Raw genomic sequence first — 20,680 nt, 5'->3', positions numbered from 1 at the left:
CAGGTGGACGTGCGGAGCAAGCAATATCGTACGGTCAGCGCGCAGACCCGAGGTGATCGATGCCAGACTCGAATGATCAGCCGAGCCCAGCCTCGGTGCGCGACGGCACCGTCGGGGCATGGCGCCTGCTGCGCGGCAATCGCCCACTCGGTGCGCTGTTCACCGCGCGGATCGTCTCCTACGCCGGTGACTCGCTGAGCCTCGTCGCGTTGATGCTGCATGTCGCGAACACCACCGGCCAGGGCCTGGCGGTGGCGCTGCTGCTGCTCGTCGGCGATTTCGTACCGTCGCTGCTCAGTCCGCTCACCGGCGCGATCAGCGACCGATTCGACCGCAAGCGGGTGATGATCGCCTGCGAACTCGCCCAGTGCGCGCTGGTTCTGCTGATCGCGCTGTCGCTACCACCGCTGCCGCTGCTGCTCGCGCTGGTCGCCGCGCGCTCGATCGCCTCGAATATCTTCATGCCCGCCTCCCGCTCGGCGATTCCGGCGATGGTGGACGGCAAGGATCTCGAAACCGCCAACTCCGCCATCGGTTTCGGCGCCAACGCGGCCGAGGCGTTCGGCCCGCTGCTGGCCGCGGCACTGCTGCCCTTCCTGGGAATCAGGGGCGTGCTGCTCGTCGACGCCGCCTCGTTCCTGCTGTCCGCGTTCGTACTCCTCGCGACCGCCACGATGCCGCAGGCCCGTGACGACGCGGAGCCGAGTTCGCTGCTGGCCCAGGCGAAGACCGGCCTCGGCTACATTGTGCGCACACCGGCGATCCGCATCATCTCGCTCGGCTTCTGCGCGGTCGTCGCCTGTAACGGCGTCGACGACGTCGCCCTCGTACTGCTGGCCAAAGACACACTGCGCTCCAGTGATTCGTCGGTCGGGCTGCTGCTCGGCGCGGTCGGCATCGGCCTGCTGCTCGGCTACGCCCTGCTCGGCCGCACCGCGACCAGACTGTCGATGCCCGCGCTCCTCATCGGCGGCTTCTTCGTCAGCAGCGCGGGCAACCTGCTCACCGGCCTGGCCTGGTCGGTGGCCGCGGCGTTCACCGTGCAGGCCGTGCGCGGCCTCGGCATCGCGGGCATGGACGTCGCCACCAACACGATCCTGCAACGCCGCGTCCCCGAGGGCCTGCTCGGGCGCGTCTTCGGAAACCTCTACGGCGCGATCGGCATCGCCGCCGCGACCTCCTACGTCGGCGGCGGCCTGCTCCTCGACGCCACCGACGCCCCGACCACACTCATCGCGGCGGGCGCCACTGGCATCCTTGCGACAATCGTGGTCGCCCTCGCACTGCCCCGTGCCCTGCGATGATCTAGCGTGTTCGGATGCACAGATTGCTCCGGTACCTGACGGTCACGGTCTTGTTGACGATCGGCTGGCTCATCCCCACCGAATCGGTTGCGACAGCACAGGATTCACGATTGTTGACGGTACAGCAGGCAGGTGTGCTGCGAGTGTGCACGACCGGCGACTATCCGCCGTACACCGTGCGCGAGAACGACCGCTATGTCGGCGTCGACATCACCCTCGCCGCCGATCTCGCCGCGGCGCTGCATGTGACACCGCAGTGGATTCCGACGACCTGGGGCACGCTCATGGACGATTTCGCCGCGCAGTGCGATATCGGCGTCGGCGGCATCTCCGACACCGCGGCCAGGCGCCGCATCGCCGACTTCTCGGTGCCCACCTCCGTCGACGGCAAGACGCCGGTCACCCGCCGCGCCGACGGCGACGCCTATTCGACTGTGGCACAGATCAATCAGCCCGGCGTGCGGGTCATCGTCAATCGCGGCGGCACCAACGAGGCGTTCGCCCGCGCCAACTTCCCGGCCGCCGAACTCACCCTGTGGCCGGACAACATGACCATCTACGACCAGATCGAACTCGGCAACGCCGACGTGTTCGTCACCGATTCGGTGGAGGGCCGCTACCGTCAGCGCACCCATCCGACCTTGCAGGTCCTGCACCCCGACCAGCCGTTCGACTCGTTCACCAAGGCGTATCTGCTGCCCCGTGGCGACGCGCTGTTCAACACCGTGGTGAATCTCTGGCTGGAAACCCAGATCCGCAGCGGCAGAACCGAACAGCTGGTGCGGGAGTGGATCGGCTGATCATCGAATCGGCTGAGCCCTTACCGCTGCCGGTCCGTGCGCTCGGTGATCCGCAAGCCGACGGGCCTGGTGCATTCCGCGTCGATGCCGGCGTAGCGGTAGCCGAGCGCGCGATGGTCGGTCAGGTCGGCGGGCCGGACGAGTTCGGGCGCGACGGTCCACGGCTGCAGGCCGAACGGCTCCGCCGTCCCGTTCCACGGCCACATCGTGTCCCGCAGGTTGTGGCCGGTCGGGCCGCCACTCAGCGGCAGGAACGGCTGGAATCCGGGGACATCGTGATGCCGTTTCAGCCATTGCGACCACAGCCGGTCCACGTTGGCGTGGATGAGCCAGAACACCGGATCGCGCGGTGCGATCACCGGATTGCCGACGAAACCACCCACCCAGACGTGCGCGGCGCCGTGCGGGTTCTCGATCCGCCGGAAGGTGGTGTAGTGCGGGCTCGCCATGGAGGCAGCGATATCGCCGCCGGTCCCGGGGAAGCCGAAGCGGTTGAAAGAGTTGCGGATCAGGCCCCAGCCGGCGAACGGACCGTCCTTCACCTCACCGGTGTCGGCCTGACCCGGCCCGCCCATCAGGTCCGCGCGCCAGATCCAGCTCTCGGTGGCCGCCGGGTTCAGATTGCTTCTCGTCCAATCCCAGTAAGGCACAGTGACATTCGGGTCGATCGCCTGCAGGTCCTGTTCGAACCGCAGCAGGTACTCCCGATGCCACGGGAAGAACGCGGGACCGCCGTGTCCGTGCCCCATCGCACCGCGATGCTGTTCGACGTAGAAGTCGTAGCCGCCGTCGGCCTTCAGCTGATTGACGGCGTTGGTGAACGCCTTGCGCTCGGCGGCGGTCAAACTGGTCAGATTCTTTCGGCAGCCCATGTCAGTGCCCTCCCCCGTGCCCGTGCTGTCCTTCGTGCCCGTGCTGTCCCTCGTGCCCGGCGGCCGGGCGGACCACCATGCCGTCGCTGTCGACGACGATCCGGTTCGGATCGTCGAACAGGTATCCGTAATCAGCGAAATGCCGTGCCAGATCCTTGATGTCGGGTGCGGCGAAGTAGGCCTCGTCGCACATCCACATGGCCAGCCCGTTATCACCCGCGCCGGGGTGGTGGTGACAAGCGAATTCGCGCCCGTCTACGCTGACCGACGCATGCGGATCCGCGCGGCGCACCACGATTGTTTTGCCCTTGTACTGGAATTCGATAACCCCCATGGCACGATCGTCACAGCCGCGGCGGGCCGTCACACGAGTAGTCGACCACTCGGGTTCCGCGCGCCGCGATACTCGCCCCGCGCGGCGCGGCCGGGTGTTCTCGCGATCGAATCCGTGTCGTAACCATCCGAAGCGTTCGACAGCCAAATCGACGCGCGTGATCTTCGACATTCCGCTGTGCTCCCCGCGTTTCGCGGCCTACGATCTATGACGTCTGGAATGCACTGTCGCATAAGTTAATTCGGACGAATGATGTGTTTTCGCCGGTGCGGCCACCGGCTGGGTGATCTTTCCATCTCGAGGTGAGGACCACGCATGACCATCGAAATGCCAGTCCAAACGGATACTCACACGCGAAGTGTGCTCGACAACGTTCCGGCTGCGCGCCGAGCAGATTGACCGAGGCGTTTCCCGCTGCCCGCCGGTGCTTTCATGCGCCCGCGCGGCGACAACGGAAGGTGTGTGCACACCGATGGTCGAGCTCTCTCCGGCGTCCTCACGGCGCCGGGCCGATGAAATCCTGACCAGTGTTCGCCAGATGTGCGATCCACTGCTCCGCGAGGCCGTGACCTCGCTGCCCGATCCGCTCTGCCTCATGGGCGGTTACCATTTCGGCTGGTGGGACGTCACGGGCGCACCCACCCTCGCCGCCTCCGGCAAGTCATTGCGCCCCGCCTTGACCGTCTGCGCCGCGGTTGCCTGCGGCGCGGCCCCGCACACCGCGCTATCCGCCGCTGCCGCAGTGGAATTGGTGCACAATTTCACGCTGCTGCACGACGACATCATGGATGCCGACCGGGCAAGGCGCGGCAGGCCGACGGTGTGGACGGTATGGGGCACCGCCGACGCGATGCTGCTCGGCGACGCGCTGCACGCGCTGGCGGTGCGCGTGCTCGTCACGGATCTGCCCACGCATATCGCGACCTCGGCGGTGGCCAGGCTCGAGCGCGCGGTCATCGAGATGTGCCGCGGCCAGCACGAGGACTGCCTGTTCGGCAACGGCAGGCGCGCCCACGTCGCCGATTACGCGCGCATGGCCATGGGCAAGACCGGCTCGCTGATGGGCTGTGCCTGCGCACTCGGCGCGCTGTGCGCCAAGGCGGACGTGGCCACCGTCGCGGCGATGGATACCTTCGGGCGCGAGCTCGGCATGGCCTTCCAGTTCGTGGACGACCTGATGGGCATCTGGGGTGATCCCGCGGTCACCGGCAAACCCGCCGACGATCTGACCCACCGGCACATGTCGCTGCCGGTCGTCGCGGCGCTGGACTCCGGCACCAGCGCGGCACGCGAGCTGGCCACCATGTACCGGACCGCCTCGGTGGATGCCGCGCGCGCCGCGGCGCTGGTCGAATCGGCGGGTGGCAGGCAGTGGACCCAGCAGCACGCCGAACAGCGGGTGCGCGAGGCGATCGCGGCGCTATCCGATCCGATCGCGGCCGAGGACCTGGTGGCGCTGGCCCATCTGGCTTCCCGCAGGGACAAGTGAGGAGATGACGTGCAGCCCTTCGAACTTCCCGATTTCTACATGCCGTATCCGGCGCGGCTGAACCCCCATGTCGATCAGGCCCGCGCACACGCCGCGCGCTGGGCCGCCGCGATGGGCTTCTTCGAAGACCAAGAGGGTAAACATATTTGGGACGCGGCCGAGCTGGCCAGTCACGATTACGGCTTGCTCTGCGCCTATACCCACCCGGAGTGCGACAGCCAGGAGCTGAATCTCGTCACCGACTGGTACACCTGGGTGTTCTATTTCGACGACCACTTCCTCGAATTGTATAAACGCACGCGAGATACGGTGGGCGCCAAGGCATATCTCGATCGGCTACCGCAGTTCATGCCGATCGAGGGCGCCCCCATGCCGGAGCCGACCAATCCGGTCGAGCGCGGTCTCGCCGATCTGTGGCTGCGCACCGTGCCGTCGATGTCGGTGGATTGGCGCCGCCGCTTCGCCGCGACAACCCGTGCGCTGCTGGAGGAATCGCGCTGGGAGCTGGCCAATATCGCCGAGGGCCGCATCGCGAATCCGATCGAGTACATCGAGATGCGGCGCAAGGTCGGCGGCGCGCCGTGGTCGGCGAATCTGGTCGAGCACGCGGTCGGCGCCGAGGTGCCCACCGGGCTGGCCGCGACCAGGCCGCTGAAGGTGTTGCGCGACACCTTCGCCGACGCCGTGCACCTGCGCAACGACATCTTCTCCTATCAGCGCGAGGTGCAGCAGGAGGGCGAGAACGCCAACGGCATCCTGGTGCTCGAGCGGTTCTTCGGCTACGACACCCAGCGCGCCGCCGATGTCGTCAACGATCTGCTGACCTCGCGACTGCACCAGTTCGAGCACACCGCGCTCACCGAATTGCCGCTGCTGTTCGCCGAATTCGCGATAGGCCCGAAAGAGCAGGCCGCGGTGGCGGCGTACGCGAAAGGCCTGCAGGACTGGCAATCCGGTGGCCACGAATGGCATATGCGATCGAGCCGCTATATGAACAAGGGGCACAACGGATTCAAGCCCACGGGCCTCGGCAGTGCTGTCGCCTCGCTTACCGCCATATTCGGACCTGACCGGATGAAGAGTTTTCTGCGTCCACGGATCGAACAGGTCGGGCCGACACCGCTGCCGGAGATCTTCATGCCGTATCCGCTCCGGGTGAATCCGCTGGTGGACGACGCACGCGCGAACCTGCTGGGCTGGGCCGAGCAGATGGGCATGCACGACCTGGTGCCCGAGCTCGGCAAGGCGCTGTGGAGCCCGGACGACCTGCGGGAGTTCGACTTCGCGCTGTGCTCGGCGGGCCTGGATCCGGACGCCACCCAGGACCAGCTCGACCTGTCGGCCGACTGGCTGACCTGGGGTACCTACGTCGACGACTACTACCCGCAAGTGTTCGGCGGCCGCGGGGATATCGCCGGCGCCAAGCTCCAGGGGAAACGATTCCAGGAACTCATGCCGCTGGGCGACGGGTTCCCGGCGGACACCACGACACCACCGGTGACCAACGCGATGGAACGCGGCCTCGCCGACCTGTGGGGCCGCGTCATCGCCGTATTCGGTGTCGAACAGCGGCGCGAATTCCGTGCTGCCATCACGGATTTCCTGGCGAGCCTCGAATGGGAAGTTGCCAACGACATCACCGGCCGCATCCCGGACCCGGTCGACTACGTGGAGATGCGCCGCGACACCTTCGGCTCCGGCCTGACGATGACCCTGTCCAGGCTCTCGCACGGCAATCTTGTTCCGCCGCAGGTGTATCAGGCACGCCCCGTCCTGGATATGGAGCACACCGCGAGCGACTACGCCACCATGCTCAACGATCTGTTCTCCTATCAGAAGGAGCTTCAGTTCGAGGGCTGCTTCCACAACGCGGTCCGGGTGCTGCAGAACTTCTTCGACTGCGACCGCGACGCGGCGGTGGGGATGGTCAACGATCTGATGACGGCGCGGATCCAGCAGTTCGATCGCATTGTCACCAGCGGATTGCCGGTGCTCTATCAGGAATACGAGCTCGACGATGAAGCCCGCGCGGTCCTGGACCGGCGAGCCGATGAGCTGCGCGACTGGATGGCGGGAATCCTGCACTGGCACACCGAATCCGGGCGCTATCCGGAGGAACGGTTGCTGGCACGCTTCGGTGCGCCCGCACCGGAGCCGATCCCGCGATCGGTGCTAGCTCGTCCGACGGGCCTCGGCACCGGTGCCGCCAGGATCGACGAGGTTCTCACCTACCGGACCGTTGCGAGGCCACGATGACCCTCACCGATCTCGGACTGCCCACCGCACCGGCCGGGCACCGGACCCGCAGGCTGAATATCGGCGGCGTCCCGGTCGGCGGCGGCGCGCCGATCTCCGTGCAGACCATGACGACCACCCGCACCGCCGATGTCGATGCCACACTGCGCCAGATCGCCGAGGTGACCGCGGCGGGCTGCGATATCGTCCGGGTCGCGGTGCCGACACCCGAGGACGCGGGCGCGCTGGCCGCGATCGTCGCCCGCTCACCGCTGCCGGTGATCGCCGACATCCACTTCCAGCCCCGCTACATCTTCGCCGCCATCGACGCGGGCTGTGCCGCCGTGCGGGTGAATCCGGGCAATATCAAGGAGTTCGACGGACGCGTCCGCGAGATCGCCGCGGCGGCGGGCGCCGCGGGCATCCCGATCCGCATCGGCGTCAACGCCGGGTCCCTGGACCGCCGACTACTAGACAAGTACGGGTCGGCGACACCGGCGGCTCTGGTCGAATCCGCGCTGTGGGAGGCGTCGCTGTTCGAGGAGCATGGCTTCACCGACCTGAAAATCGCTGTCAAACACCATGATCCGCTCGTCATGGTGGCCGCCAACCGGCTGCTCGCGCGCCGCTGCGACTATCCGCTGCACCTCGGCGTCACCGAGGCGGGGCCGATGTTCCAGGGCACCGTGAAATCGGCGGTGGCCTTCGCGCTGCTACTGGCCGACGGGATCGGCGACACCATTCGCGTCTCGATCTCCGCGCCGCCGGTCGACCAGGTGAAGGCCGGATGTCACATCCTGCAGTCGCTCGGGCTGCGCCCGCGCAAACTCGAGATCGTGTCGTGCCCGGGATGCGGCCGGGTCCAGGTGGATATTCATCGGCTGGCCGAGCAGGTGGAAGCGGCGTTCGAGGGGTTCCCGCATCCACTGCGCATCGCGGTCATGGGCTGCGTCGTCAACGGGCCGGGCGAGGCGCGCGAGGCCGATCTCGGCGTCTCCTCCGGCAACGGCAAGGGGCAGATCTTCGTCAAGGGACAGGTCATCAGGACCGTGCCCGAGCACCTGATCGTCGACACGCTGCTCGACGAGGCGCTATCGCTGACCGAACACCTGAATCAGATACCGGCGGAAGGGAACTGATGACCATCGCGCACGCACGGCCGGTGGATCTTGCGGCGATCCGCGCCCAGGTCGACCTGGCACTCGAACAGTTCTGGCAGGCGAAATCCGGTTCGGACAGCGAACTTCGGCTGCCCGAGGAGGTCACCGCCACCCTGCACGCTTTTCTTTTCGCCGGCGGCAAGCGGATTCGCCCGCTGCTGTGCGTGCTCGGCTGGCTGGCCGCCGACGGCGATCCCGAGGTGCCGTCGCCGGTCGTGCGGACCGCGGCGTCGCTGGAAATGTTCCACGCCTCGGTGCTGATCCACGACGACATCATCGACGCCAGCGAGACCCGCCGCGATCACCCCACCGTGCACCGCGCGCTGGCCGTGCGGCATCGGGAACGTCCCGATCCGGACCGGTTCGGCAGCAGCGCCGCGATCATCCTCGGCGATCTGGCGATGGTCTGGTCGGCCGAACTGCTGCACACCGCGCGGCTGAGCGCCGCCCAGCTCACGTCGGCGCTCACCGTGATCGATGCGATGCGCGCCGACGTGATGTACGGCCAGTACCTGGACCTGCTCACCACCGCGTATCCGACCAGTGATCTCGACAGGGCGCTGGAGATCATCCGCTTCAAGACCGTCTCCTACACCTGCGAACGTCCGCTGCATCTCGGCGCCGCGCTCGCCGACGCGCGCCCCGATGTCCGCGCGGCGCTGTCGGCCTATGCCCGCCCGCTCGGCGAGGCTTTCCAGCTGCGCGATGATCTGCTCGGGGTATACGGCGACCCGATCGAGACCGGTAAATCCAATCTCGAGGATCTGCGCGAGGGCAAACACACCGCCCTGGTCGCCCTCGCGCTGCAACACGCGAGCACGGCCGAAACGACTCAGCTGCGCACGCTGCTCGGCAATCCGGAACTCGACGCCGACCAGGCCGCCACCTGCCGCGAAATCCTCACCGGCACAGCCGAACCGAGGGTCGAGGAGATGATACGCACCCGCTGGCAGCAGGCCATGCTCGCGCTGGATCACGCCCCGTTCCCCGCCTCGGTCGTCGAGGCGCTGCGCGACGTGGCCGCCGCGGCGGTCGCCCGGTCCCGCTGATCAGCCGTAGAGCTCTTCGATGGCCGCGGCGTAGCGCTCGTTGATGGGCTTGCGGCGCAGCTTCATGGTCGGGGTGAGCACCTCGGTGCCCGGCTCCCAGAAGTCGGGCACGATGGTGAACTTCTTGATCTGCTCGATCCGCGACAGTTTGGCGTTGGCCTGCTCGACGGCGCGTTCGATCTGCGCGTGGATCCCCGGATCCTTCGCCAGCACGGCGGGATCGGCTGCGACGCCGGACTTTTCGGCATACGCGGCGGCGGTGTCCGGATCGAGCGAGATCAGCGCGACGTTGTACTTGCGGTTGTCGCCGATGGCGACGGCCTGGCCGATCAACGGGGAGAAGGCCTTGACCCAGTTCTCGATGTTCGACGGCGACATGTTCTTGCCGCCCGCGTTGATGATCAGTTCCTTCTTGCGGTCGACGATCTTCAGGTAGCCGTCGGCGTCGAGTTCGCCGATATCGCCGCTGTGCACCCAGCCGTCGGCGTCGATGGCCTCGGCGGTCTTCTCCGGCTTGTTGCGGTACCCCTTCATCACGATCGGCCCGCGCACCAGCACCTCGCCGTCCTCGGCGATGCGAATCTCGTTGCCGGGCACGATGAGTCCGACGGTGCCGAGGCGGACCTGTCCCGGCGGGCTCATGGTGGCCATGCCGGACAGCTCCGACATGCCCCAGGCATCGGAGACGGGGACGCCGACACCGTTGAAGAAGCGCAGCACATCCGGCGAGACCGGCGCGGCGCCGGACATGGCGAACCGGACGCCGTCCAGCCCGATCGCGGCGCGCAGCTTGGACAGCACCAGTGCGTCGGCGACGCGCTCCTGGATCCGCAGCGCCGCGGCAACCGGCTTGCCGTCCAGCCTGGCGTCGGAGGCCGCGCGGCCGACGCCGAGCGCCCACTGCGCGAGCGTCGCCTTCAGGCCCGACGCGTCGGCAACCTGCTGCTCGATGCCCGCCTTGAGCTTCTGCCATACCTGCGGCACCGCGCCGAGGATGGTCGGGCGCACGTCGACGAGGGTGGCCAGGAAGTCGGCGCGGTCGGCGACCGTGGTCACCTGATCGCCGATCACCTCCAGCGCGTAGAGCGCGGACCAGCGGTCGGCGATATGCGCCGACGGCAGGAACGAGACCATCCGATCCTTGTCGTCCGCGTCGACCAGCCGCTCGGTGGCGTCGACCATGGCGAGGACGTTGGCGTGGGTGAGCTGCACGCCCTTCGGGTCGCCGGTGGTGCCCGAGGTGTAGATCAGCGTCAGCACGTCGTCGGATCGCACAGCGCGCCAGGCGGATTCGAAGTCGAAGTCGGGATCGCCCTGGGCGACAACGTCATCGATCGCGACGGTGCCACTGGGGTTTCCGTCGATGCATACGACGGCGCTCACCGCACTGTCACCGGCGCTGGCGATGATCTTCGCCGCGTACTGCTCCTCGCAGACAACGACTTTCGCACCGGAATCGGTCAGCAGATAGCGGATCTGCTCGGGCGAGGAGGTGTTGTAGAGCGAGAACGGCGCCGCGCCGAGATGCTGCAGCGCCACGTCGATCGGGTAGAACTCGGGCCGGTTGGCCATGACCAGCGCGACGGTGTCGCCGTGGGAGACGCCGAGCGCGGCGAATCCGGCGGCCAGCGCGCGCACCCGCTTGTCCCACGCACCGAAGGTCATGGTCTCGCGATCACGCAGGGTGCGCACCGCGACCTTGTCCGGATTCCGGGCAACCGTGGCCTGGAACGCGGCGCACATCGACGAAGCATGCGCGGCGAAAGTATCGCTCATCACCCTGGTCCTCTGCACTTGATTGACGTGATCGTGCTCATAGTGCACTCTTGGGCCGATAGAGTGCAAATTTGGCGATCGGCCATCCGATGTCAGCGGCGACGGCAAGGAAGAATGTCGACGGTGAATAGCAGTCGAGGCACTTCGGTGCGCGCGGCGACGCGGGAACTGGTGCGCGAGCGAATCCTCGGGGCCGCAACCGAGTTGGCGAGCAGTACCGAGTGGAGCAGTGTCCGCATGGCCGATATCGCCGACCGGGCAGGCGTCAGCAGGCGGACGGTCTTCAACGAATTCGAATCCAAGAACGGCGTACTCGAGGCGGTGGCCTGGCGCAACACCTCCCGCTATCTGGAGGGCGCGGCCGCACGGCTGGCCGAGCACACCGACGATCCGGTCGCCGCGGTCACCGCGGTCACCGAATTCGCGCTCAGCACCATCGCCGACGACCCGCTGGCCCATGCGGTGCTCAACGCGCAGCCCGGCACTGCCGACGAGATGCTCTCGCTGGTGACGACCCGCTCCGCACCGTTCGTCGCGGCCGCCACCCAGCTCAACATCGCCTTCGCGCAACAACATTGGACCGGCCTGATCCGAGACGACATCGACCTGGCCTTCGTCGCGGAAAGCCTTGTCCGGCTGCTGTTCAGCCACATGATCCAACCCTCGGCACCACCGGAGCAGACCGCGCGATCGTTCGGGCAGCTCGTCCGGGCCATGCTCATCTGACGTCGGCGGCCACTAGCGCACCGGGAAGTCGAAATAGTGGTCGGGGAAGGGTTCTTGGCGCAGGGTGAAGTGCCACCATTCTTCGGCGAGGTTCTTGAAGCCGTATTCGTCCATCAGGTCGACCAGCAGGGCGCGCAGGCCGCGCTGGGTGCCGCCGACGACAGGGTTGGCGGTATTGGCCAGCGGATCGAAACAGTCGTAGCCGGTGCCGAAGTCGAGGATGTTGTCGCGGTAGCGCTGATCGGCGGGCAGTGTGCATTCGCGCAGCGGGTCGCCGTCCCGGTACGGCTCGGGGACGGCGGTGGGGATGGCGACGATCGCGAGATCCAGTGTGCTGCCCCGGCTGTGACCCGACTTCTCGGCGATGTAGCCGTCCCGGAACAGGTTCGCCTTGTCGACGGACGGATAGAACTCCTTCTTCATCTTCACATCGCCGAGATCCTTTGCCCAGGTGACGAAGTGGTCGACGGCGCGCTGCGGGCGGTAACAGTCGTAGGTCTTCAGCGTGAGGTTCATCGGCTGCAGTTCCTGCTGCACCTTGGCAAGCGCCTCGGCGGCCTGGCGGGTCAGCAGGCATTTGGGCGCCTCGTACCCGTTGACCCTGGTGCCCATGAAGTTGTGGTCACCGTAGTAGCGCGCCTCGACGAGGATGGTCGGCGCGATATCGGTGATCGACACGAACGCCGACTCATCGGCCACGGGCGGCGGTGGCGGCGCCTGCTTCCCGGCCGATTCATTCCCGCACGCGGCCATCGCCATCACCACCGCCAACGCCGACGCCAGACAGCCGATGCGCCGAAACAACGGAACAGACTTCATGGTTCTCCTCGCGATCTCGACGTGCCCGAACTCAGACGAAAGCTATCGCAACCCAGCGCGATTCGTAGGATGTCGAGCTCGGCCGCAGCGTCAGGCAGGCGCGAGCCGCTGGCGCTCGACGATAAAGGCGCAGGCGCGGCTCATCTGCCTGCTCGCCGCCTCGTCGAGCAGCCGCCACGCCGCCACCGAGGACGTGTGCAGTTCGTTCAGCAGATCCAGTTCGTAGATGCGCGCCCAGATGTTGTGCACCACTTCGTGTTTGGCCTCGGTCTCGGCGCGGATCCGGCGGGCGTGGCCCAGCGCGCCCTCGGTGTCGCCGAGCATCCGCTGATAGGCCACCAACCGCAGCTGCCACCCGGTCGGGCCGAAATGTTCGGGCAGTCCGGCGCTGGCCGCCGTGAAATACGCGGCGCTGGCGGGTGCGTCGCCCTGGTGGTGCCTGCACAGCGCGAGGGCCGAGGCGATCCGCGGATACAACCTGCTGCCCGTGCCGCTCGATGCCTCGAAGCTGCCGGTCAGATAGCGGTCGGCCAGCGCGTAATTGCGGTGATGCAGATAGAAGGTCCCGGCGGCGAGGAGCAGCTGCGCCCGCGACTGTCCCGCACCGGGATAGCGCCTGCCACAGACGTCGTCGAGGAAGCCGGAATCGGTGTGCATGCCCGCGTAATCGCTGAGCTCGCCGCGATTCCAGAATTTCCATGCCGCACACGCCAGGCGCAGATCGAGCCCGACGAAGAATTCGGCGGCCCGCCGCTGCGCCGCGCTGGCCTGCTCGACCCGGCGCAACCTGCGCATCGACTCGGAGAACCAGCCGAGCGTATTCGCGTAGAAGCTACTGAACACGTCGTCCAGCGCGGCCCAGGTGCCCGAACTCGCCGCACCGGCCAGCAGATCGTCGGTGTGCTCGAACCGTCCGGTCAGCCAGCGGTTGTGCCGCAACAGCAACCGCGCCAACTCGGCAAGATCATGGTCACCGATAACGCGGGCCCGCGCGGCCATCCGCTCGAGCAAGCGATCGAGCGCCGCATACTCCCGCTGCCGCAGCAACTCGAACCGCACATTCCGCAACAGCAACGCGAACCCCCGCGCCCGCCGATCCCGATCCCCCGGCGCGACCCCCGGCAACGGAAACAACGCACCGGCCCGATCGAGCCGCTCGATGCGCTCGGCGAGCTCGATCCCGGCATCCAGGCGAATGTCCCCCATATCCGCACTCCTCAGTCGCTACACCGTTGCCGAATGCTGTTGTTCGCCAGTGTAACTACCGCATTGTCGGCCAGGTCGCATTCCGCACATCGTCACACCCGGCCGTTTCGTCGAATACGGTCGAATGGCCGTACGACACGCCATAATTGAGGGCCAACTGACTACGCTCGGCGGATCGCGACTACCCGGAGGACACTGGACGCGGCCAATTGTCACACTCGGCCACGCGGCGTCGTCTCTTCATCGACCTGTCGAGGATGTGGAGGAACGATGCGGATTGCGGTAATCGGGGCCAGTGGTCGGATCGGCCGCGAGGTGATCGACGTGCTGAAGAATCAGGGCCATGAGGTCGTGGCGATCACCCGCTCCGGCGGCGTCGACGTCTACACCGGCGACGGTCTGGCGCAGGCGCTGGCCGGGGTGGACGCGGTGGTGGACGCGGTGAACGCGTCGACCACCGACACGGACGCGGTGACGGACTACTTCCGCACCATCGCGCACACTGTGCAGCGCGACGCGGCCGCCGCGGGCGTGCGGCGGATCGCGGTGGTGTCGATCATCGGCACCGACAGGTTCACCGCGGGCCACTACGCCGGAAAGGTGGCGCACGAATTGGCCTACCGCGAGGGTCCGGTGCCGGTGCGGGTCCTGCGCGCCGCCCAGTTCCACGAATTCACCGAGATGATGCTGGAGTGGACCACCCGCGACGACGTGGCCTACGTGCCGCGCACGCGCACCCAGCTCGTCGCCGCCCGCACCGTGGCGGAGCGGCTGGCGGAGCTGATCGTGGCGGACACCGCACCCGATCTGATCGAGGTCGCGGGACCGGAGGAGCTGAACCTCGCCGCCGCTGCGGCGAAAGTGGCTGCGCGCCGGGGCAATCCGGCTCGGGTCGAGGAGATCCTCGACACCACCGACCCGAATCACGAGCAGCAGGCCGATGGCGCGCTGCTGCCAGGGCCGGCGGCGATCATCGCGGGCCCGACCTTCGACGAGTGGCTGGACCAGCGCTACCCGGCCTGACCGCTACGGGGTGACGATCGCGAAATTCGGATCCGGTTTGTCGATCAGCGATTTCAGCGTCAGCAGCACGGCGGCATTGCCATCAATGGTGATGTCGCCCTGCTGCATCGCGGTTTTGATATCGCCACCGGCCAGCACGGTGCCGATCAGCGCGCCACGGGTCAGCGTGACCGTGGCGTCGGGCGCGGGCAGCCCGTCGTCGGGCCGACGGTCGTAGTGGATCAGCGTGCCGTTGCGTAGCTCGGCGCGGTGGACGCGATTGTCCTCGTCGCGGAAGCGCCAATCGGTGACGGCCTTGGCGTCCCATGCCTTGGGCCCGTTGATGAACAGGGCCATGGCGTCGAAGGCCTGCTCGACGGTGAGCGCGCCGAGCAGGCTCTTCGACGACGACTGTGTCGGTGTGCCGAACGCACCATTGCGCAGCTCGTAGGCGCCGCTGAGGTAGAAGTTGCGCCAGGTGGCGTTCTCGGCGCCGTAGGCCAGCTGCTCGAAGGCGCTGGCCTGCAGATCTTTTGCCGCTTCGTTGTTCGGATCGGCGAAGACGACGTAGTTCACCATCTGCGCGACCCACCGGTAATCGGCCGCGTCGTAGGCCTTTCGCGCCTTCTTCAGCACCTCGCTCGCACCGCCCATCGCGTCGACGTGGCGCTTGGCGGATTCGACCGGCGGATGCTCCCACAGGTGTGCGGGATTGCCGTCGAACCAGCCCATGTAGCGCTGGTAGATCGCCTTGACGTTGTGGCTGACCGACCCGTAATAGCCATGGGTCGACCAGTTTTTCGTGAGCTGCGGCGGTAGCTCGATCATCTCGGCGATCTCGGCGCCGACGTAACCCTTGTTCAGCAACCGCAGCGTCTGATCATTGAGGTAGGCGTACATATCGCGCTGTGCCGACAGATATTCGACGATCTTGTCGGTGCCCCAGGTCGGCCAATGATGCGAGGAGAACACCAGATCGGCGTTGCGCGCGTACAGGTTGATCGACTCGGTCAGGTATTTCGACCACATGTGCGGATCGCGCACCAGCGCACCGCGCAGCGTGAGCAGATTGTGCATGGTGTGCGTCGCGTTCTCGGCCATGCACAGGATGCGGCGGTCCGGGAAGTAGAAGTTCATCTCCGAGGGCGCCTCGGTACCCGGCGTCAGCTGGAACACCATCCGCACACCGTCGATCGTCTCCTCCTGCGCGGTGTGGGTGATGTCGCGGGTCGGCGCGAGCAGCGTCGTGGTGCCGATCGAGGTCGTCTGGCCGAGTCCCGCGCTCACCTGCCCCTTAGGGCCGCGTGGCAGCGCGGCGCCGTACATGTAGGCGGCCCGGCGCGCCATCGCGGTGCCCGCGTAGATGTTCTCCGACACCGCGTGCTCGAGAAATCCGGCGGGTGCGAGCACCGGGCAGCGGCCCGCCGCGACGTCCTCGCGGGTGGTGACGCCCAGCGCGCCGCCGAAATGGTCGATATGGGAATGCGAGTAGATCAACCCGGTAACCGGCCGATTGCCGCGATGGGCGCGATAGAGCGCGAGCCCGGCGGCCGCGGTCTCGGTCGAGATGAGCGGGTCGATGACGACGACGCCCGAATCCCCTTCGATCAGCGTCATATTCGACAGATCGAGCCCACGGATCTGATAGAAGCCCGGCGCGATCTCGTAGAGGCCCTGCTTCACCGTGAGCTGGGCTTGCCGCCACAGACCCGGGTGCACCGACAGCGGGCACGGTTCGCGCAGGAAGTCGTAGGAGTCGTTGTCCCACACCACCTTCCCGGTGCCGTCCTTGACCACACCCGACTCCGGCGCGGCGATGAACCCGCGATCGGCGTCGGCGAAATCGGCGGTGTCGCCGAACGGCAGCTTCGCGACCGCCTGCTTGTTGGCCTCGGCGATCCGCTCGCTCGGGTCGGTCTGCGTGGCCGAGGGACGCACGTCATCGGAATCGCCGCACGCGGTGAGTCCGGCGCCGACACCCGCCACCGCCAATGCCGCCGCGCCCGCACCGAAGACGCCGCGCCGCGAGATGCCGCGCCCTCGCTGCCCACGATTCGCACCGTCGTCGTTCCCGCGCTCATCACCGGCCATCAGCGGTCTCCTGTTCCGATCCAATAGCAAAATATTGGCTATCGGCACACTCTAACACGCTATTGCAGTCACGCTGCAATAGCGTGGTGATGCGCGCCTCCCACGGACCGACCCGCCGAGGCGGCTCGGCACCGCCCGCGAACCGCTGTGATCGGATACAGAGATGATCGGAGGCAGAGATGACTGACGGTGCCGCCCGGCGTCGACGCAACCCCGAACAGACCAGGGGCGCGATCATCGACGCGCTGCTGGAGTTGCTGAAGGGCGGGGACTACAACCCGACGACCAAGAGCATCGCCGCGCGCGCCGGGGTCTCCGAACGCAGCATCTTCGTGCACTTCCCCGGCCGCGACGATCTGCGCGTCGCGGCGACCGAGGTGCAGTCCGATCGGGTCGAGGCGCTCATCGCGCGACCCGATCCGGCGCTACCGCTGGCGCGGCGGGTGGACGCGGTAGTCGAGCAGAGCGAGGCGATCTTCGACAGGCAGCGCAATCCACGGGTGCTCGGCTTCCTCGAATCACAGTCGGTGCCCGGCGTCGACGCGCGAATGCGATTGACCGACAAGCGTATTCGCGACAGCCTGGCCGCGACCTTCGAACGGGAGCTCGGCAGCGGCGGCGAAATCGACGCCGAGCTGCTCGATCTCGTCGATGCCACCGCAGGGTGGGCGCTGCGCCACCATCTCGTCGAGCGCCGCGGCCTGTCCAGGGCCGACGCCTCGGCCGCGGTCCGGCGCGGGCTACTGGCGCTGCTGGGCTGAGGCCGTAGCATGGGTGCTCATGCCCGCCGAGCAGCTCGCCACGAAATTCCGCGCCGTCGACACCACCGCGATCTGCGATGCCGACAAGTCGACCCGGGTGCTGGACAGCGCGATTCGGCCGCGCTCGGCCGCGACACGGATCTGCGGCCCGGCGTTCACCGTCCGCTGCCGTGGTGACTTCTTCGCGGTGCTGCGCGCCATCGAGACCGCCGAACCGGGCGATGTCATCGTCGTCGACGGCGGCGGCGCCGAAATCGCACTCGCCGGTGAGCTTTTCGCACGCGGCGCACTGGTCAGGCAGCTCGGCGGCATCATCGTCGACGCCGGCTACCGCGACATCACCTACGTCCGCGACTGCCCGCTGCCGATCTACAGCCGCTTCGTCACCCCGATGGCAGGCACCACCGCCGAACTCGGTGAGCTGCAGATCCCGGTGACCTGCGGCGGTGTTCCGGTCGCGCCGGGTGAGCTGATCCTCGCCGACGACGAAGGCGTCCTGGTCATCGATCCCGCACGCGCGGACGCGCTGCTCGAATCCGCAACGGCCACCAAGGAAGCCGAGGCGCGGGTGATCGCGAAGCTGAATGCGGGCGCGACCCTGAGCGACGGCATCAACGTCGCCGCGCACACCGCGGCGCTACTGCGCGGCGAGCCGTCGGCGCTGGCCTTCCTGGACTGAAACACCCGGACCGAAACGCGACGCGGCCGGTGGCATCATGCCACCGGCCGCGACTTGCCTTCGCCGACTTCAGTGTTCGCCGACGAGCTCCGGTTCCTTGTCGCCCATGACCGCTTCACCGCGCGCGATCATGCCCGCCTCATCGGACAGCTTCAGCTGCGGAATGAACAGCGCCAGTCCGAAAGCGATGACCGCACCGGGGATCAGGTACCAGAACCCCGGCACCAGCGCGTTGACGTACGCCCCGACGATCCCGTCGTGCAGCCGCTCGGGCAGATGCTTCACCACCGTCGGCACCAGCGCCGACAGATCGAGCTTCGCCGCAAGGACCTCCGGGCCGTTGGCCGTGAACACATCGGTCAGCCCCTCGGTCAACCGGTTGGTGAAGATCGAGCCGAACACCGCGACGCCGAGCGCGCCACCCATCTCGCGGAAGTAGTTGTTGGCGCTCGTCGCGGTGCCGATCTGATCGGGCGACACCGCGTTCTGCACGACGAGCACGATGATCTGCATCATCAGGCCGAGCCCGGCGCCCATCACGAACAGCATCGCCATCACCTCGACCATCGAGGTGTCCGCGCTCAACTGGGTCAGCCACAGCATGTCGATGATGATCAGCGCCGCGCCCAGTGGCGGATACAGCTTGTACTTACCGGTTTTGGTGATCATGGACATCGAGATGATCAGCGCGGCCATCAGGCCGATGACCATCGGGATCAGCAGCAGCCCGGATACCGTCGCCGACGAACCGGTGGCCATCTGCAGGTAGGTCGGGAAGAACGCGAGCGCCGCGAACAGCACCAAGCCGACCAGGAAGCCGATCGCGGAGGTCAGCACGAAGGTCCGGTTGCGGAACAGCCACAGCGGCAGCATCGGCTCCTCGGCCCGCGACTCCACCACGATGAAAGCGGCGACCGCGGCGACGAGCGCGACGATCATCGCGATCATGGTCGCCGAACCCCAGGCGTACTGCTTGCCGCCCCAGTCGGTGATCAGGATCAACAGCGTTGTCGCCGTGGACATCAGCAGGACACCGAGGTAGTCGGGCTTGGTCTTCGGGCGGTGACTCGGAATGCTCAGGTAGCGGAACGCGATGACCAGCGCCGCGAGACCGATCGGCACATTGATCCAGAAGCACCAGCGCCAGCCGAGATGATCGGCGAAGAAACCGCCGAGCAGCGGGCCCGCCACCGAGGTGACACCGAAGATCGCGCCCATCGGCGCCATGTACTTGCCGCGATCCTTCGCGGGCACCACATCCGCGATGACGGCCTGCGCCAGGATCATCAGGCCACCGCCGCCGACGCCCTGCAGCCCGCGGAACACGATGAACTCCCAGAAGCTCGTCGACGCGGCCGCGCCGATCGAGGCCGCGGTGAAGACCGTGATCGCGAACAGGAACGGCCAGCGCCTGCCGAACAGGTCACCGAACTTGCCGTAGATCGGCATCATGATGGTGGTCGCGAGCAGGTAGGAGGTCGCGGTCCACGCCATGTGCGAGACGCCGCCGAGGTCGCCGACGATGGTCGGCATCGCGGTGCCGACGATCGTCTGGTCCAGGCTGGCCAGGAACATGCCCGCGATCAGCGCGGAGAAGATCAGCGCGATGCGCTTCTGAGTGAGAACGATGGGGGCGGGCGGTGATTCAGCCGTGGTCATCGGCACGTCTCCTTTTCGTGTCGTCCGGCCGGTCGAAGAGCCGGGCGGCCATTGCGCAGTGTTCGCTGAGGGCGGTTTCCAGCGAACCGGAAGGGTCGTCCGCCAAGGACATCGCTGACCTCGACGTGATGGTCGTCATGATTCCCGTGGTGAGCGCGACGAATTCGGGCGTCACCGGGCCGAGGCGCGCGGTGAGCAGCTCCCCGACGGCGGCCTCGAATCGGACGCCGGAGGCGACGAAGGCCGCGAGCACCCGCGGCTCGGATTTGATGATCTGGGTGACCAGCGAAATACCTTCGCGCACATCGTCATCGCGCTCGAAGCCGAGCAGCTGCAGCCAGGTGAGGTCGTTGATCAGGATTCCGGACGGGCCGCCCGCGACGAAGCGTTCCCGCGTTTCCGGCGTGCCGACCTCGTTCATCGGCCCGACGACCGCGTCGATCTTCGTGTCGTAGTAGTTGAAGAACGTGCGCGGCGAGACCCCGACGGCCTTGGCGATGTCGTCGACGGTCGTCGCGTCCAGCCCGCGCGCGGCCGTCAGCCGTCGCGCGGCCAGGCACAGATCGAGCTGTGTCTGACGCTTCTTCTGTTCGCGCAGGCCAACTGTCGGCTCTTCGCGCTTCCCCTCGGGCATGGTCGAAAAGTTAGCACAAACTGCAAAATTTCAGAAACTGCAATTTCGTTCAGCGGACCAAATGTGGCGCACGCCTCAGCTCGA

General features: G+C 67.2%; 18 protein-coding genes. 10 read left to right on the top strand and 8 right to left on the bottom strand.

Going from position 1 to position 20,680, the window contains the following annotated elements; translation table 11 throughout:
* Window positions 1–59 precede the first annotated feature (59 nt).
* A complete protein-coding gene (locus ACIG5A_RS02990) occupies window positions 60–1,304 on the top strand; it encodes an MFS transporter (RefSeq protein ID WP_397237056.1) in 1,245 nt (414 codons plus the stop codon).
* A 14-nt stretch (window positions 1,305–1,318) separates the two neighbouring features.
* A complete protein-coding gene (locus tag ACIG5A_RS02985) occupies window positions 1,319–2,104 on the top strand; it encodes a transporter substrate-binding domain-containing protein (RefSeq protein ID WP_397237054.1) in 786 nt (261 codons plus the stop codon).
* Window positions 2,105–2,124: 20 nt separating this feature from the next.
* Here the strand turns inward: ACIG5A_RS02985 and ACIG5A_RS02980 are convergent, their stop codons facing one another.
* Both ACIG5A_RS02980 and ACIG5A_RS02975 read right to left on the bottom strand, forming a co-directional pair.
* The gene (locus ACIG5A_RS02980; RefSeq protein ID WP_397237052.1) at window positions 2,125–2,976 is read right to left on the bottom strand and encodes a tyrosinase family protein; all 852 of its coding nucleotides are present in this window, start codon (window positions 2,974–2,976) and stop codon (window positions 2,125–2,127) included.
* 1 nt (window position 2,977) lies between these two features.
* Window positions 2,978–3,310: a hypothetical protein gene (locus ACIG5A_RS02975; RefSeq protein ID WP_397237050.1), complete on the bottom strand. Its 333-nt coding sequence runs from the start codon at window positions 3,308–3,310 to the stop codon at window positions 2,978–2,980.
* 472 nt (window positions 3,311–3,782) lie between these two features.
* Between ACIG5A_RS02975 and ACIG5A_RS02970 the strand changes: the two genes are divergently transcribed.
* Genes ACIG5A_RS02970 through ACIG5A_RS02955 form a run of 4 tightly spaced genes read left to right on the top strand, consistent with a single transcriptional unit; the run spans window position 3,783 to window position 9,243 of the window.
* Window positions 3,783–4,799, top strand: a complete 1,017-nt coding sequence (locus tag ACIG5A_RS02970; RefSeq protein WP_397237048.1) for a polyprenyl synthetase family protein — start codon at window positions 3,783–3,785, stop codon at window positions 4,797–4,799.
* A 9-nt stretch (window positions 4,800–4,808) separates the two neighbouring features.
* Window positions 4,809–7,055 (top strand): germacradienol/geosmin synthase, encoded by a 2,247-nt coding sequence (locus tag ACIG5A_RS02965; protein WP_397237046.1) that lies wholly within the window; start codon window positions 4,809–4,811, stop codon window positions 7,053–7,055.
* A complete protein-coding gene (gene ispG, locus ACIG5A_RS02960; protein ID WP_397237044.1) occupies window positions 7,052–8,173 on the top strand; it encodes a flavodoxin-dependent (E)-4-hydroxy-3-methylbut-2-enyl-diphosphate synthase in 1,122 nt (373 codons plus the stop codon). The genes ACIG5A_RS02965 and ispG overlap by 4 nt, the downstream gene beginning before the upstream one ends.
* Window positions 8,173–9,243 carry a polyprenyl synthetase family protein gene (locus ACIG5A_RS02955; RefSeq protein WP_397237042.1) on the top strand — a complete coding sequence of 357 codons (1,071 nt, stop codon included), beginning with the start codon at window positions 8,173–8,175 and terminating at the stop codon, window positions 9,241–9,243. The genes ispG and ACIG5A_RS02955 overlap by 1 nt, the downstream gene beginning before the upstream one ends.
* Here the strand turns inward: ACIG5A_RS02955 and ACIG5A_RS02950 are convergent, their stop codons facing one another.
* On the bottom strand, window positions 9,244–11,019 hold the full coding sequence (locus tag ACIG5A_RS02950) for an AMP-dependent synthetase/ligase (protein WP_397237040.1): 1,776 nt from the start codon (window positions 11,017–11,019) through the stop codon (window positions 9,244–9,246).
* Between the two features lie 123 nt (window positions 11,020–11,142).
* Here ACIG5A_RS02950 and ACIG5A_RS02945 point away from each other — a divergent pair, with 123 nt between their 5' ends.
* The gene (locus ACIG5A_RS02945) at window positions 11,143–11,745 is read left to right on the top strand and encodes a TetR family transcriptional regulator (RefSeq protein WP_397237038.1); all 603 of its coding nucleotides are present in this window, start codon (window positions 11,143–11,145) and stop codon (window positions 11,743–11,745) included.
* A gap of 12 nt (window positions 11,746–11,757) precedes the next feature.
* On the opposite strand, the gene ACIG5A_RS02940 is transcribed toward ACIG5A_RS02945, so the two are convergent.
* Together ACIG5A_RS02940 and ACIG5A_RS02935 are read right to left on the bottom strand one after the other, a co-directional pair.
* A complete protein-coding gene (locus tag ACIG5A_RS02940; protein ID WP_397237036.1) occupies window positions 11,758–12,564 on the bottom strand; it encodes a M15 family metallopeptidase in 807 nt (268 codons plus the stop codon).
* Between the two features lie 90 nt (window positions 12,565–12,654).
* Entirely contained in the window at window positions 12,655–13,770 is a 1,116-nt protein-coding gene (locus ACIG5A_RS02935; RefSeq protein ID WP_397237034.1) for a hypothetical protein, read from the bottom strand.
* Window positions 13,771–14,040: 270 nt separating this feature from the next.
* On the opposite strand from ACIG5A_RS02935, the gene ACIG5A_RS02930 reads away from it, so the two are divergent.
* Window positions 14,041–14,793: an SDR family oxidoreductase gene (locus tag ACIG5A_RS02930; RefSeq protein ID WP_397237032.1), complete on the top strand. Its 753-nt coding sequence runs from the start codon at window positions 14,041–14,043 to the stop codon at window positions 14,791–14,793.
* A 3-nt stretch (window positions 14,794–14,796) separates the two neighbouring features.
* Here the strand turns inward: ACIG5A_RS02930 and ACIG5A_RS02925 are convergent, their stop codons facing one another.
* Window positions 14,797–16,863, bottom strand: a complete 2,067-nt coding sequence (locus ACIG5A_RS02925; RefSeq protein WP_397237030.1) for an alkyl/aryl-sulfatase — start codon at window positions 16,861–16,863, stop codon at window positions 14,797–14,799.
* Between the two features lie 179 nt (window positions 16,864–17,042).
* Between ACIG5A_RS02925 and ACIG5A_RS02920 the strand changes: the two genes are divergently transcribed.
* Window positions 17,043–17,624 (top strand): TetR/AcrR family transcriptional regulator, encoded by a 582-nt coding sequence (locus tag ACIG5A_RS02920; RefSeq protein WP_397237028.1) that lies wholly within the window; start codon window positions 17,043–17,045, stop codon window positions 17,622–17,624.
* Window positions 17,625–17,643: 19 nt separating this feature from the next.
* Complete coding sequence (locus tag ACIG5A_RS02915) at window positions 17,644–18,303, top strand: RraA family protein (RefSeq protein ID WP_397237025.1); 660 nt, start codon at window positions 17,644–17,646, stop codon at window positions 18,301–18,303.
* A 69-nt stretch (window positions 18,304–18,372) separates the two neighbouring features.
* On the opposite strand, the gene ACIG5A_RS02910 is transcribed toward ACIG5A_RS02915, so the two are convergent.
* Window positions 18,373–19,962, bottom strand: coding sequence for an MDR family MFS transporter (locus ACIG5A_RS02910; protein WP_397237023.1), 1,590 nt, complete (start codon window positions 19,960–19,962; stop codon window positions 18,373–18,375).
* Complete coding sequence (locus tag ACIG5A_RS02905) at window positions 19,949–20,596, bottom strand: TetR/AcrR family transcriptional regulator (RefSeq protein WP_397237021.1); 648 nt, start codon at window positions 20,594–20,596, stop codon at window positions 19,949–19,951. Before ACIG5A_RS02905 ends, ACIG5A_RS02910 begins: the two co-directional genes overlap by 14 nt.
* Window positions 20,597–20,680 lie beyond the last annotated feature (84 nt).

The organism is Nocardia sp. NPDC052566 (assembly GCF_044547285.1).
In the GTDB taxonomy this organism is placed as follows: Bacteria; Actinomycetota; Actinomycetes; order Mycobacteriales; family Mycobacteriaceae; genus Nocardia.
Note: the sequence above shows the minus strand (reverse complement) of the source record. Positions and strands in the feature narration are given on the sequence as shown.